Origin of the sequence: Bacillus sp. FSL M7-1020, assembly GCF_038050415.1 — a bacterium.
GTDB classification, from domain to species: Bacteria; Bacillota; Bacilli; order Bacillales; family Bacillaceae_G; genus Bacillus_A; species Bacillus_A toyonensis.
Genome location: NZ_JBBOTW010000001.1, coordinates 1 through 13,656 on the forward strand (window position 1 = coordinate 1; position 13,656 = coordinate 13,656).

Below are 13,656 nucleotides of genomic sequence, written 5' to 3' on the forward strand. Positions count from 1 at the left end.
TGGGCTATAGCCAAGCGGTAAGGCAACGGACTTTGACTCCGTCATGCGCTGGTTCGAATCCAGCTAGCCCAGCCATTTACGAGCCATTAGCTCAGTTGGTAGAGCATCTGACTTTTAATCAGAGGGTCGAAGGTTCGAATCCTTCATGGCTCACCATTTTCGCGGAAGTAGTTCAGTGGTAGAATACAACCTTGCCAAGGTTGGGGTCGCGGGTTCGAATCCCGTCTTCCGCTTTATTACTACGGGGCCTTAGCTCAGCTGGGAGAGCGCCTGCCTTGCACGCAGGAGGTCAGCGGTTCGATCCCGCTAGGCTCCATATAAATAGAGAAAGTGTACATCATATGATGTACGCTTTTTTTGTGTTTAAAAAGACAACTTTCATATTTGTCGTTTAAAATGAAGAAAACGTAAAAATAAAGGATGGGGGATAATTGTGAAAGTTGTCATTGCATCTGATTCATACAAAGAAAGTCTAAAGGCTATAGAAGTATGTGAAGCTATTGAAAGAGGTTTTGGAGCAATTTTTCCTAAAGCAGAGTATGTAAAAATACCAATTGGAGATGGTGGGGAAGGAACTGTTGATTCACTTGTTGATGCCACAGGAGGAAGCGTTGTATCACTTTATGTGACAGGACCGCTTAGAGAAGGCGTACAAGCTTTTTATGGCATTTCTACAGATAAAAAGACAGCGTTTATTGAAATGGCATCGGCATCTGGACTACAACACGTACCGGTTGAAAAGCGAAATCCATTCATTACAACGTCAAAAGGGACAGGAGAGCTTATATTACATGCGCTAGACCAAGGAGTTAAGTATATTATTTTGGGGCTTGGAGGAAGCGCTACAAATGATGGTGGAGCAGGTATGTTATCGGCTTTAGGAGTAAGGTTTATAGATGAAAAGGGTGAAGCGATAGATCCATCTGGAGGAACATTACATTCGATTGTCACGATTGATTTTTCACGAATGGATTCACGCCTAAAGGAGATAACGATAGAAGCGGCGTGTGATGTAAATAATCCATTAGTCGGAATGAGAGGGGCATCTTTCGTGTTTGGTGCTCAAAAGGGTGGGGATGTAGAGATGCTGAAAAGGCTAGATGAGAATTTAAAGCATTATGCGACTATTCTTAAACGATATGTATCTTTGGATGTATCTGAAATACCTGGTGCAGGAGCGGCAGGAGGTATGGGAGCAGCTGTTATTGCAGTGTTAAAGGGGAGCTTACGAAAGGGTATTGAAATTGTATTGGATCATACAAATTTTGATAAGCATATAGAAGATGCGGATTTAATTATAACTGGTGAAGGTAGAATAGATGAACAAACAGCATATGGAAAGGCTCCTGTTGGTGTCGCGGGGCGAGCGAAACGTCTTCATATTCCTGTGATTGCTATAGGAGGATCGGTATCTCCAAATTATCCAGTTGTTTACGAAAAGGGAATCGATGCAGTATTTAGTATTACGCCTTTTCCAATGGCACTAGACGAGGCATATAAGATGGCAAAAGAGAATATTGAAATGACAGCAAGAAATATTGCAGCAGTATGGAAAATTGCATCGAAAAAACACTTCTAAATGTAGAAGTGTTTTTTATTATTATCTAATAATAATGATAGCAGTTGTTTCATTAAGTTAACTTTATACATAAAATGGTCTTAAGATTTGGATTTCAACATAAATATAAGTGAATAAATTGTATATCCATACAGAAAAATGTCGAGTTGAGTCAGAGTATATAAAAGATTTAAAATATTTAGTGAAGGCATAAAAGGGGGATACTATCTATGAAAAAAGAAATCTCAGTTATTGGAGTTCCAATGGATTTAGGACAGATGCGTCGTGGAGTTGATATGGGCCCGAGCGCGATCCGTTATGCAGGGGTAATTGAAAGAATTGAAGAAATTGGATATAACGTTAAAGATATGGGAGATATATGTATAGAGAGAGAAAAAGAAGTTGATGAAAATACAAAATTAAGAAACCTTACACAAGTTGCGACTGTATGTAATGAATTGGCAAGTAAGGTGGATCATATTATAGAAGAAGGTCGTTTTCCACTTGTATTAGGTGGTGACCATAGTATCGCAATTGGTACACTAGCTGGTGTGGCAAAACATTATAAAAATTTAGGTGTTATTTGGTATGATGCACATGGAGATTTAAATACGGAGGAAACTTCACCATCTGGTAATATTCATGGAATGTCACTTGCAGCAAGTTTAGGCTATGGACATCCCACGCTTGTAGACTTATACGGGGCATATCCAAAGGTGAAAAAAGAGAACGTTGTAATTATCGGTGCACGTGCATTGGATGAAGGAGAAAAAGACTTTATTCGCAATGAAGGTATTAAAGTATTCTCAATGCATGAAATTGATCGTATGGGTATGACGGCTGTTATGGAAGAAACAATTGCTTATTTATCTCATACTGATGGTGTACATCTATCATTAGATTTAGATGGTCTTGATCCTCATGATGCACCGGGAGTTGGAACGCCTGTAATTGGTGGTCTATCGTATCGTGAAAGTCATTTAGCGATGGAAATGTTAGCGGAAGCTGATATTGTTACATCTGCTGAGTTTGTTGAAGTAAATACGATTTTAGATGAGAGAAATAGAACGGCAACAACCGCGGTTGCTTTAATGGGTTCTTTATTCGGTGAAAAACTAAAATAAATGTAAGAAAAGCAACTGAGAAGTTGCTTTTTTTATTTGAAAATAGACGTATAATAATGATTTATATTATACTGTACGATAAGATTGTTTGACATCTTACCAATTTGATCTAAAGGGGGTTGTTTGTAATTGTCGTTTGTTTCATGTATGGTATAATTAACTAGTTGTTGGAAATACATACAGAGAGAGCATAAAACAATATTTCAATATATGGATAGAATTGCTCGTAAGTAGGAGGAAGGGTTAGCATGCCTTTTGAAGATACGACCATTTTGAAATATCTTAGTACGGTATTAGATATTGCCGTTGTATGGTTTATTATATATAAGCTAATTCTTATAATCCGAGGGACAAAAGCTGTTCAACTTTTAAAGGGGATTACAGTTATTATTGTCGTTCGGATGATTAGTATTTTCCTTGAATTGCATACGCTTTATTGGCTAACGGAACAAGTATTAACGTGGGGATTTTTAGCTGTTATTATTATCTTCCAGCCAGAATTGCGAAGAGCACTTGAGCAGCTAGGACGCGGAAGTTTATTTTCGCGTGTTGGAACTCAGGAGGATGATGAACCTGAAATTGTTGCAACATCGATAGCAAAAGCAACGGAATATATGGGAAAACGTAGAATTGGTGCATTAATTACGTTGTCAAAAGAGACCGGAATGGGTGATTATGTGGAAACGGGTATTCCGTTAAATGCAAATGTATCATCGGAGTTACTCATTAATATTTTCATTCCAAATACGCCTCTTCACGACGGAGCCGTAATTATGCAAGGAAGTACAATTAAAGCAGCGGCTTGTTATCTTCCATTATCAGAAAGCCCCTTTATTTCTAAAGAGTTAGGAACAAGGCATCGTGCTGCAATGGGAGTTAGTGAAGTCACTGATAGTATTACAGTAGTTGTATCTGAAGAAACAGGCCAAATTTCTTTAACGAAAAATGGTAAGTTGCATCGTGATTTGAAGACAGAACAACTGAAGGATATGTTATTAGCAGAATTTAGTGGGAACGAAAAAACGACTTCTTCGTCTTTATGGAATTGGAGGAGAAAGCGTCATGGATAAGTTAATGGAGAATCATTGGTTTTTAAAAGGAATCTCATTACTATTGGCGTGTATGCTTTTTATGTCCGCAACTTTAACTGAAAAGAATACGACATCGGGTATATTACCTTTCGCAAATGATACGAAAGAAACATTAACTAATCATGCTATTAACCTTAAGTATGATGAAGATAAATATATTGTAAGTGGTATTCCGGCAGAGGGCGTTAAGGTGAAGTTAGAAGGCCCAAAAGCAGCAGTTGCTACAGCAAAAGCAAAAAAACAATTTGATATAACGGTTGATTTGCGAGATAGCCCAAAAGGGACTTATGAAGTTTCTTTGAAAACGAACGGGCTTCCAGATGATGTGAAGGGAACAGTTCAGCCATCAACAATTAAAGTTACTCTTCATGAAAAAGCGAGAAAATATGTTCATGTAGACTTAAAGTTATCAAATGAGGATCAGATGCCAGCGGGTGCTACTCTCGAAAAATCAAACATTAAACCTGATACTGTTGAGGTAGTTGGGACGAAAGAAGAAATCGAAAGTATTTCATCTGCTAAGGCGTATATTGATTTAAAAGGTGTTAATAAAACTGTTACAAAAACAGCTGAAGTTACATTATACAATAAAGAAGGAAAACGTTTAAATGTAAGAACAAGTCCATCTAAAATTAGTGTAACGTTGAATGTGGCGACGCAAGCTACGGCCAATAATACGGAAAAAACTGTTCCTGTAACGTATACGAAAAAGGGGAGTTTACCAGAAGGATTGGCCGTTACAAATATTAGCGTTGAACCGAGAGAAGTAACGATAGCGGGTCCAAAAGATATTTTGGATAATATACAATCGATAGAGGGGGTCGAAGTAGATCTTAGTCAATTGACTGAGTCTACAACATTCGATACCTCTGTTTTATTGCCAAAGGGTGTAACGAGTTCTAAACCAAATCAAGTGAAGGTTTCCGTAGGGGTACAAAAAGTAAAACAAACAAAAACTAGAACAATTGAAGGTGTCTCGATTCAAAAAAATGGAGTTTCTAAAGATGTCACTGCTCAGCTACTTTCGCCACAGGATGGAAAGATAAGCGTTGATATTTCAGGAGAAGCAAGTATAGTAGATAAAATAACAGCTGCTCAAATAACAGCGGTAATTAATTTGCAAAATGTATCGCCAGGGACGAAGGATGTTTCGATTCAAGTGAGCGGTCCTGGTAATATTTCAATAGAGCCAAAACAAAAAAGTGCTAAAGTTACTATTGTGAAGAAAGAAAAGCCAGATCAAGAAGTACAGGGTAATGGTGAACAACCAGATTCAAATAATAATCAAGATAATCAAACTGAAAAACCAAAAGATCCTGAAACTAATCCAGAAAAAGACCAGGACAAAGAAAAAGACAAAGATAAAGATAAAGAACTTAGTCAAGAACCAACGGTAGATAATCAAAAAGAGCAAGAAAAAGGAGCGAATCATAATGGGTAAATATTTTGGTACAGATGGAGTACGTGGAGTTGCGAATGAGGAATTAACACCTGAATTAGCTTTCAAAATTGGACGTTTTGGTGGTTATGTATTAACAAAAGATACAGATCGTCCAAAAGTAATTATCGGTCGTGATACACGTGTATCTGGTCATATGTTAGAAGGAGCTTTAGTAGCAGGTCTATTATCAACTGGAGCAGAAGTAATGCGCCTTGGTGTTATTTCTACACCGGGTGTTGCTTATTTAACAAAGGCGTTAGGTGCACAAGCGGGTGTGATGATTTCTGCATCTCATAATCCGGTACAAGATAACGGAATTAAATTCTTCGGTTCAGACGGTTTTAAATTAACAGATGAGCAAGAAGCAGAAATCGAAGCTTTATTAGACAAAGAAGTTGATGAATTGCCACGTCCAACAGGTACTAACCTTGGACAAGTGAGCGATTACTTTGAAGGTGGACAAAAGTATTTACAATACATTAAACAAACTGTAGAAGAAGATTTCTCTGGTTTACATATCGCTTTAGATTGTGCACATGGTGCAACGTCTTCTTTAGCGCCGTACTTATTTGCGGATTTAGAAGCTGATATTTCAACAATGGGAACTTCACCGAATGGTATGAATATTAATGCTGGAGTAGGTTCTACGCATCCTGAAGGCCTAGCAGAATTAGTGAAAGAAAAAGGTGCTGATATCGGTCTTGCTTTTGATGGTGATGGTGACCGTTTAATCGCTGTAGATGAAAAAGGAAACATCGTTGATGGCGATCAAATTATGTTTATTTGTGCGAAGTACATGAAAGAAACTGGCCAACTAAAGCACAATACAGTTGTTTCAACTGTTATGAGTAACTTAGGTTTCTACAAAGCACTTGAAGCAAACAATATTACAAGTGACAAAACTGCAGTTGGTGATCGCTACGTAATGGAAGAAATGAAACGCGGTGGTTACAACTTAGGCGGAGAACAATCAGGTCACATTATCTTACTTGATTACATTACAACTGGTGATGGAATGTTAAGTGCACTTCAACTTGTAAACATCATGAAAATGACGAAAAAGCCATTATCTGAGCTTGCAGGAGAAATGACGAAATTCCCACAATTACTAGTAAATGTTCGTGTAACAGATAAAAAATTAGCATTAGAAAATGAAAAAATTAAAGAAATTATTCGTGTTGTAGAAGAAGAAATGAACGGTGATGGCCGCATTCTTGTGCGTCCATCTGGAACAGAACCGCTTATTCGTGTAATGGCAGAAGCACCGACACAAGAAGTTTGTAATGCATATGTACATCGTATTGTAGAAGTTGTTAAAGCTGAAGTTGGCGCTTAATAATTTGTTGAATTTATTTTAAAAGGAGCACAAGAAGTGCTCCTTTTTCATATGTTTTAAAGACGATGAAAAAAATTTCATTGACGGTTTATAATGTTTGTTATAAGATTGTCTTGTTCTTTTTCTCAAAGTAAATGTTGTAAATTATAAAAGCGCCAGAACTACAAGTAGTGTAGTTGACGAGGTGGAGTTTTATCGAGATTTCGGCGGATGACTCCCGGTTGTTCATCATAACCGCAAGCTTTTACTTAAATCATTAAGGTGACTTAATGGACAAAGGTGAAAGTGTGATGAGAGAAAAGGAACGGATGAAAACTAGCTGTATAAGTATATACGGACTTAAACCCAATCGAGAGGAAGGTGAAAGCCGTTACAAGCTTACAGGGCTAGCAATATGTAATCCGTTTTTTAGTATAAATAAAAATGGTATCGGACTATGTCGTTACATGTTCGCAAAGCAGTGTAAGCATTTGTAACGGCGACTAAACATGTGTGGAATCGTAGGATTTATTGGAGAACAAGATGCAAAGGAAATTTTATTAAAAGGTTTAGAAAAACTAGAATATCGTGGATATGATTCAGCAGGTATTGCAGTACAAGCAGAGAACGGTGTTGTTGTGTACAAAGAAAAAGGCCGTATTGCAAAACTTCGCGAAATCGTAGATGAGAACGTAGCAGCAAGCGTAGGTATCGGACATACACGCTGGGCTACACACGGTGTTCCAAGTAAGGTAAACGCGCATCCGCATCAAAGTACATCAAAGCGCTTTACACTAGTTCATAACGGTGTAATTGAAAACTATGAATTAGTGAAAAAGGAATATTTACAAGATGTAACGTTCGTAAGTGAAACAGATACAGAAATTATCGTACAGCTTATGGAACAACAAGTGAGCACAGGATTAAGTGTAGAAGAAGCGTTCCGTAATACGCTATCTCTTTTACATGGCTCTTATGCAATCGGATTACTTGATGCTGAAAATCCAAACATGATTTATGTTGCTAAAAACAAAAGCCCGCTATTAGTAGGTGTTGGTGACAACTTTAATGTTGTGGCGAGCGACGCTATGGCGATGTTACAAGTTACAGATCAATTTATTGAGTTAATGGATAAAGAAATCGTAATCGTAACGAAAGAAAGCATTACAATTAAAAACTTACAAGGTGAAACGATTGAACGTGCACCGTTTACAGCGGAATTAGATGCAAGTGACATTGAAAAGGGAACATATCCTCATTTCATGCTTAAAGAAATTGATGAGCAACCACTTGTAATCCGTAATATTATTCAAAAGTATCAAGATGAAAATGGCGAAATTGAATTAGATCAAGATATCCGCAACGCGATTTTAGATAGCGATCGTATTTACATCATTGCATGTGGAACGAGTTATCATGCAGGTCTTGTTGGAAAACAATTTATCGAGAAGTTTGCAAAAACACCAGTTGAAGTACACGTAGCAAGTGAATTCTCTTACAACATGCCATTATTAACAGAAAGACCATTCTTCATTTACATTTCACAAAGTGGTGAAACAGCTGATAGCCGTGCAGTACTTGTGCAAACAAATGAAATGGGTCATAAAGCATTAACAATTACAAACGTACCTGGTTCTACGCTTTCTCGTGAAGCTGACTATACACTTCCACTATACGCTGGACCAGAAATTGCGGTTGCATCAACGAAAGCTTACACAGCACAACTTGCAGTACTTTCAATCTTAGCGGCTGACATTGCTAAAGCAAAAGGTGAAGTTCTTGATTTCGACTTAACACACGAACTAGGAATTGTAGCAAATGCAATGATAGAACTTTGTGATCAAAAAGAAGAAATGGACGCATTAGCAAAACAATTTTTAGCAACAACGCGTAACTGTTTCTTCATCGGACGTAGCGTAGACTTCTACGTAGGATTAGAAGGTGCGTTAAAACTAAAAGAAATCTCTTACATCCAAGCAGAAGGATTTGCTGGAGGAGAATTAAAACACGGTACAATCGCTTTAATCGAAAATGGTACACCAGTTATCGCACTTGCTACACAAGAGCACGTAAACCTTGGAATTCGTGGTAACGTGAAAGAAGTAGTAGCACGCGGAGCTAACCCATGTATCATCTCAATGAAAGGCTTAGAAATGGAAGGAGACAGCTTCGTATTACCAGCTGTACACGAAGCACTAGCACCGCTAGTAGCAGTTATTCCATTACAACTTATCTCATACTACGCAGCACTTCACCGCGAGTGTGACGTTGATAAGCCACGTAACTTAGCTAAATCTGTTACGGTTGAGTAGAAGGTTGGTAGATTTGAAATAAATTTGTGAAGCCTCACCCCTTTGGATATTTTTATCTAAAGGGGTGTTTTTGTGTCCAAAAGAAAGAGAACATTTAAAATCGATAAGTGGATTAAAGAGGAGCGAGGAACTAGCAGTGGGAATGGACAGAAGCCCTACTGATTAAAGGTTCACTTTATCGGATTTGGAACGAAATCACTTTTGTTTATCTGAATTTTCTAGTAATATTTTAAGTATTCATGAACAGTTTTCTTTATTACTACAAGAAAAGACGATTGTTATTGCTGAAGAGCTTGGAATGAAACACCTAGCTGATCCAATTGAACGGGAATCTTGGGAGTATAGATGCATTAATTGACTAGACATGACGAGGGGTGTTTATTAATGAAAGTGAAAGAAAAAACATATTTAAGTATAGAAGAGATTATTTCATTACCGGCCTTATCAAGTACAAATATAAGTGATGATGGCAAAAATGTAGCGTTTGTTAAAAAGACAGCTAACTGGAAAGACAATACATATAGAAACCATGTATGGATATATGAAAAGGAAAAGGGGAAGAGTTACCCATTAACAATTGGAGATATAGATAGTACACATCCATTATGGTCTCCAGATTCTAAGGGTATCGCATATCTTAGCCCTGTTGGAGATGGGAAAAATCAGATCTTTTTTAAGTCACTAGACGGCTATAGTGAGGTTCAAATTACTGATGAGAAAGAAGGAGTCAGTAATTTCAAATGGGAGCCTACTGGTAAAGGTTTTTATTATATTGCACAGTCAAAAGAATGTGAGGAGATAAAGAAACGTAAGGAACGATATGGAGATTTCCATCATGTAGGTAAGGAACATCAGAATAATTGTTTATACTACATTGAAATAGAAAAAGTGAAACAAAATGATAAACAGGAACGGAAGGTTAGCGGTGTTTATCAACTAACGGACGGTAAGGATTTTTATATACATAACTTTGATATTTCAAATAATGGGAAAAAGGTTGTATGTATGGCTACACCAAGCCTAAACGATTATATGAATGGTGATATATATATATTAGATGTTGAAGCTGGGGAACTACAAAAGATGAATATAGATACGTTGTTAGGAGCGAGCATCTGCTTTTCTCCTGAGGGCGATAAAATATGTTACTCAGCAAGCATAAGAGAGAAGGATTACTATAGAAATCATATACAAGATAATACATTAGAGATATATGATATGAATACTGGAGAGGTAATTCAGCCTCTAACAAATTTTGATAGTACGGTTACGCCATTACAGTGGACAGCTAAAGGAATTTTAATTAGATGGCAGGATAAAACGAATTATCGTATTGGATTACTAGCTGAAGATGGCACTGTGGAAGCATTAAGCGACAAGGTAGATGGCTTTATAATGGATGCCTCTATAACAAAGGATGGAAATCATATAACCTATAATAAGGCTATAACAAATGAAACCTTTGAAATCTATTTGGATGATAAAAGAATAACGGATGAAAATAGCTTTTTCGAAGACAAGCTTAAAAGTAATAGGGAAATCATCTCATGGAAAAGTAGAGATGGCCTTGAAATTGAGGGTGTGTTATCAACCCCAGCAGAGTTTGACTCAAATAAAAAATATCCTTTATTAGTAGTAATTCATGGTGGTCCGGCTTGGGCATCCTTTCCGATATTTTCAGACAGCTTCAATGAGAAATATCCGATTGAACAGTTTATCGAAAAAGGCTTTATCGTTTTAGAGCCAAACTACAGAGGAAGTTCAGGTTATGGTAATGAATTCTTAAAAGCAAACTACAGAAAACAGGGAATCGCTGACTATGATGATGTTATATCAGGGGTGGATAAACTAGTTGATCAAGGGATTGTAGATAAAGATACAGTAGGAGTTATGGGATGGAGTAACGGAGGATATATATCAGCTTTCTGTTCTACATTTAGTAGTAGATTTAAAGCTATTTCAGTTGGGGGCGGAATTACGAACTGGAGTACCCATTATGTAAATACAGATATCCCTTACTTTATTAGAATGTATTTAGGAAATACTCCATGGAATGATCCGGGGATCTATACGAAGACATCACCAATGACATATATTAAATCAGCTTGTACGCCTACCTTAATTCAACATGGGGAAAAGGATGCAAGAATTCCAACTACAAATGCATATGAGCTATATGAAGGATTAAGAGATATGGAAGTTGATACAGAATTAATTATATTTAAAGGAATGGCATATAGTTCTGATCAGCCAGGAATGAGAGTAGCTATTATGAAGCAGAACTTGATGTGGTTTTCACATTATATTCTTGGAGAAAGTATGGAGGGCTTTCGTACTATATAATGGATATTCGTACAGGGATTTTTCGTTGTACAATCGGGTCATATTGTTGAAAAAGAGATACAACAAATTATATAATTTGTTGTAAACTGCATGCAAACCATTATGATTATAAGGAAATGTAATTCGGAGGACTAATATGACAGAAAATAAAAATGTGTTACCAGTAGAACAGCGTGAAGAATTATTCAAAGTATTGAAAGCTCGTTTTGAGAAGAATATGAATCGTCATGAAGGTCTTGAATGGGCTAAAGTTGAAGCGAAGCTGGATGTTAATGCTGAGAAATTATGGTCACTTAATGAAATGGAAGTAACTGGCGGTGAGCCGGATGTTGTTGGTTATGATAAAGAGAAGGACGAGTATACTTTCTATGATTGTTCAAAGGAGAGTCCTAAAGGCCGCAGAAGTCTTTGTTATGATCTTGAAGCGTTAGAGTCAAGAAAAAAACATAAACCAGAAAATAATGTCATTGATGTGGCAACTGCTATGGGCATTGAATTATTAACTGAAGAACAATATCGAGATTTGCAACAAATTGGGGATTTCGATATGAAATCATCAAGCTGGGTACAAACGCCTTCAGATATTCGCGAACTCGGTGGCGCTCTATTTTGCGATTATCGCTTTGGACACGTTTTTGTGTACCACAATGGAGCAGATTCCTATTATGCTGCTAGAGGGTTTCGCGGTTCGTTAAGAGTTTAAATTTGGAGTAAGTAAGAAAAGAGCCTATACTTAGGCTCTTTTCTTACTTATATTTTAAAAGTAAACTGTTACTACGCAGTTTTACTTAATTTATATGTTTCGTGGTTGTTTTTCCGGAAAAGTTTAGGGAAAACATAACCGTCTAATCCAATACGTCCAGCATTATGACCTGCAATTAAAATGAACATAGTTAAAACAAGCATGTTTGGGTTTACACTAACAGTTCCACTTAATAAGAATGAAAGATTCATTATGATTCCAAAGAATGCAGCAGTTTTTGTTAATCCACCTAAAATTAAACCTAAACCTACTAAGATTTCCCCCCATTGTACGAAAAAGCTAAATAAGTCTGCGTGCGGAAGAACAAAGTTTTGAAGGAAATCCGCCCACCAGCCTTGTACTGCGGGGTGATCGCCTGATGCTTGGGCGATGGCGCCTTTGAGGAAACCGCTGGCATCAAAAGATTGTCCTAAAACTTTCCCTATTCCAGCAGTAATCCAAGAATATCCTATGTAAAGACGTAAAAGTAATAATATGAAAGTAGCACGTTTATCAGTTCTTAAAAAATTGATAACCATTGAAATCCCTCCAATATTGTATTTACATGTTTATTATATATCCATTGTGAATAAATTCACAATGGAGGAAATGTGAACGAATATATGTTGTGAGTAATTGTTTTATTTTTTGTAACATTTCATCTTTTTTGATAGACTAATAATAGAGATATATCAAAAGGAGGCAAAGACTAGATATGTGGATGAACTTGTAATGATTAGCAATTGGATAGATTATTTTTCTCTCATAAGTGAGGGTTTATTTAGCTATCTGTAAATCATTCAAGGACTGCATATTTGGCGTAGTCATTCCTTCGGTAAGGATAGGCCTATTATGTATCTATCTTTTTTGTGGGGAAATTTATATCTCTCATATAAAATATGCGTCCTTTAAAATTGGAGGAGTATATGATGAATCAATTAAAAAATAAAGTAGCAGTTGTTACAGGTGTAAGTCGTCTAGACGGTATAGGAGCAGCTATTTGCACAGAGTTAGCAGAGGCTGGATACGATATATTTTTTACGTATTGGACAGCTTACGATAAAGAGATGCCTTGGGGCGTTGAGCAAAATGAACAAATACAATTAAAAGAAGAGCTAATACAAAAAGGTGTTAAAGTATCGAGCATGGAGTTAGATTTAACTCAAAATGATGCACCGAAAGAGCTTATAAATAGGGTTACTGAACAACTAGGCTACCCTCATATATTAATTAATAATGCAGCATATTCTACGAATAATGATTTCTCTAATTTGTCTGCTGAAGAGCTGGATAAGCATTACATGGTAAATGTTCGTGCGACTACATTGTTAAGTAGTCAATTTGCCCGAGGATTTGATAAGAAATTTGGTGGTAGAATTGTGAATATGACTTCGGGGCAATTTCAAGGGCCTATGGCAGGAGAACTGGCGTATGCAACAACGAAAGGAGCTATTGATGCTCTTACCAGTACGTTGTCAGCAGAAGTAGCCCATTTAGGAATAACAGTGAATGCAATTAACCCAGGTCCAACTAGTACAGGATGGATGACTGAAGAGATAAAGCAAGGATTAAAGCCGATGTTTCCTCTGGGCAGAATTGGTGAGCCAAAGGATGCAGCTAGACTCATAAAGTTTTTAGTAAGTGAAGAAGCAGAGTGGATTACGGGACAAGTGATTCATTCGGAAGGTGGATTTAAAAGGTAAAAAGAAGGCATCTCCTTTCGGTGAGAT

12 protein-coding genes and 4 tRNA genes are annotated in these 13,656 nt (G+C 37.0%); 15 read left to right on the forward strand and 1 reads right to left on the reverse strand.

Translation table 11 applies throughout. From position 1 onward, the window contains the following. The 14 genes from MHB70_RS00005 (at position 1) to MHB70_RS00070 (ending at position 11,887) form a co-directional block, all read left to right on the forward strand. Positions 1-75, forward strand: a tRNA-Gln gene (locus MHB70_RS00005). A 5-nt stretch (positions 76-80) separates the two neighbouring features. Next, positions 81-156, forward strand: a tRNA-Lys gene (locus MHB70_RS00010). 5 nt (positions 157-161) lie between these two features. After that, positions 162-233 (forward strand) — tRNA-Gly (locus MHB70_RS00015). Between the two features lie 10 nt (positions 234-243). Continuing rightward, positions 244-316: transfer RNA gene (locus tag MHB70_RS00020), tRNA-Ala, on the forward strand. A gap of 117 nt (positions 317-433) precedes the next feature. Then, the gene (locus tag MHB70_RS00025; RefSeq protein ID WP_061529973.1) at positions 434-1,579 is read left to right on the forward strand and encodes a glycerate kinase; all 1,146 of its coding nucleotides are present in this window, start codon (positions 434-436) and stop codon (positions 1,577-1,579) included. Between the two features lie 209 nt (positions 1,580-1,788). Next, complete coding sequence (gene rocF / locus MHB70_RS00030) at positions 1,789-2,682, forward strand: arginase (protein WP_000711579.1); 894 nt, start codon at positions 1,789-1,791, stop codon at positions 2,680-2,682. Positions 2,683-2,930: 248 nt separating this feature from the next. After that, positions 2,931-3,752, forward strand: a complete 822-nt coding sequence (gene cdaA / locus MHB70_RS00035) for a diadenylate cyclase CdaA (RefSeq protein ID WP_001115710.1) — start codon at positions 2,931-2,933, stop codon at positions 3,750-3,752. Next, positions 3,745-5,214 carry a CdaR family protein gene (locus MHB70_RS00040; protein ID WP_000359586.1) on the forward strand — a complete coding sequence of 490 codons (1,470 nt, stop codon included), beginning with the start codon at positions 3,745-3,747 and terminating at the stop codon, positions 5,212-5,214. The genes cdaA and MHB70_RS00040 overlap by 8 nt, the downstream gene beginning before the upstream one ends. Next, positions 5,207-6,550, forward strand: coding sequence for a phosphoglucosamine mutase (gene glmM, locus MHB70_RS00045; protein WP_000521472.1), 1,344 nt, complete (start codon positions 5,207-5,209; stop codon positions 6,548-6,550). The genes MHB70_RS00040 and glmM overlap by 8 nt, the downstream gene beginning before the upstream one ends. Positions 6,551-6,840: 290 nt before the next feature. Then, positions 6,841-7,026 carry a hypothetical protein gene (locus MHB70_RS00050; protein ID WP_033657406.1) on the forward strand — a complete coding sequence of 62 codons (186 nt, stop codon included), beginning with the start codon at positions 6,841-6,843 and terminating at the stop codon, positions 7,024-7,026. A 12-nt stretch (positions 7,027-7,038) separates the two neighbouring features. Next, positions 7,039-8,841: a glutamine--fructose-6-phosphate transaminase (isomerizing) gene (gene glmS, locus MHB70_RS00055; RefSeq protein WP_000334150.1), complete on the forward strand. Its 1,803-nt coding sequence runs from the start codon at positions 7,039-7,041 to the stop codon at positions 8,839-8,841. A gap of 184 nt (positions 8,842-9,025) precedes the next feature. Continuing rightward, on the forward strand, positions 9,026-9,199 hold the full coding sequence (locus tag MHB70_RS00060) for a hypothetical protein (RefSeq protein WP_002037801.1): 174 nt from the start codon (positions 9,026-9,028) through the stop codon (positions 9,197-9,199). 26 nt (positions 9,200-9,225) lie between these two features. Beyond that, on the forward strand, positions 9,226-11,184 hold the full coding sequence (locus tag MHB70_RS00065; protein ID WP_000864980.1) for a S9 family peptidase: 1,959 nt from the start codon (positions 9,226-9,228) through the stop codon (positions 11,182-11,184). 136 nt (positions 11,185-11,320) lie between these two features. Then, the gene (locus MHB70_RS00070) at positions 11,321-11,887 is read left to right on the forward strand and encodes a DUF4256 domain-containing protein (RefSeq protein WP_000138392.1); all 567 of its coding nucleotides are present in this window, start codon (positions 11,321-11,323) and stop codon (positions 11,885-11,887) included. Between the two features lie 71 nt (positions 11,888-11,958). On the opposite strand, the gene MHB70_RS00075 is transcribed toward MHB70_RS00070, so the two are convergent. Further along, a complete protein-coding gene (locus tag MHB70_RS00075) occupies positions 11,959-12,465 on the reverse strand; it encodes a DoxX family membrane protein (RefSeq protein WP_000236354.1) in 507 nt (168 codons plus the stop codon). A gap of 387 nt (positions 12,466-12,852) precedes the next feature. On the opposite strand from MHB70_RS00075, the gene MHB70_RS00080 reads away from it, so the two are divergent. Further along, positions 12,853-13,629, forward strand: coding sequence for an SDR family oxidoreductase (locus tag MHB70_RS00080; protein ID WP_002105638.1), 777 nt, complete (start codon positions 12,853-12,855; stop codon positions 13,627-13,629). Positions 13,630-13,656 lie beyond the last annotated feature (27 nt).

What these genes read in the sequence shown, in the direction of transcription:
- MHB70_RS00075 (WP_000236354.1), bottom strand. Translation starts at nt 12,465, where the DNA reads ATGGTTATCAATTTTTTAAGAACTGATAAACGTGCTACTTTCATATTA.
- MHB70_RS00065 (WP_000864980.1), top strand. Translation starts at nt 9,226, where the DNA reads ATGAAAGTGAAAGAAAAAACATATTTAAGTATAGAAGAGATTATTTCA.
- cdaA (WP_001115710.1), top strand. Translation starts at nt 2,931, where the DNA reads ATGCCTTTTGAAGATACGACCATTTTGAAATATCTTAGTACGGTATTA.
- MHB70_RS00040 (WP_000359586.1), top strand. Translation starts at nt 3,745, where the DNA reads ATGGATAAGTTAATGGAGAATCATTGGTTTTTAAAAGGAATCTCATTA.
- MHB70_RS00050 (WP_033657406.1), top strand. Translation starts at nt 6,841, where the DNA reads ATGAGAGAAAAGGAACGGATGAAAACTAGCTGTATAAGTATATACGGA.
- rocF (WP_000711579.1), top strand. Translation starts at nt 1,789, where the DNA reads ATGAAAAAAGAAATCTCAGTTATTGGAGTTCCAATGGATTTAGGACAG.
- MHB70_RS00070 (WP_000138392.1), top strand. Translation starts at nt 11,321, where the DNA reads ATGACAGAAAATAAAAATGTGTTACCAGTAGAACAGCGTGAAGAATTA.
- glmS (WP_000334150.1), top strand. Translation starts at nt 7,039, where the DNA reads ATGTGTGGAATCGTAGGATTTATTGGAGAACAAGATGCAAAGGAAATT.
- MHB70_RS00080 (WP_002105638.1), top strand. Translation starts at nt 12,853, where the DNA reads ATGATGAATCAATTAAAAAATAAAGTAGCAGTTGTTACAGGTGTAAGT.
- glmM (WP_000521472.1), top strand. Translation starts at nt 5,207, where the DNA reads ATGGGTAAATATTTTGGTACAGATGGAGTACGTGGAGTTGCGAATGAG.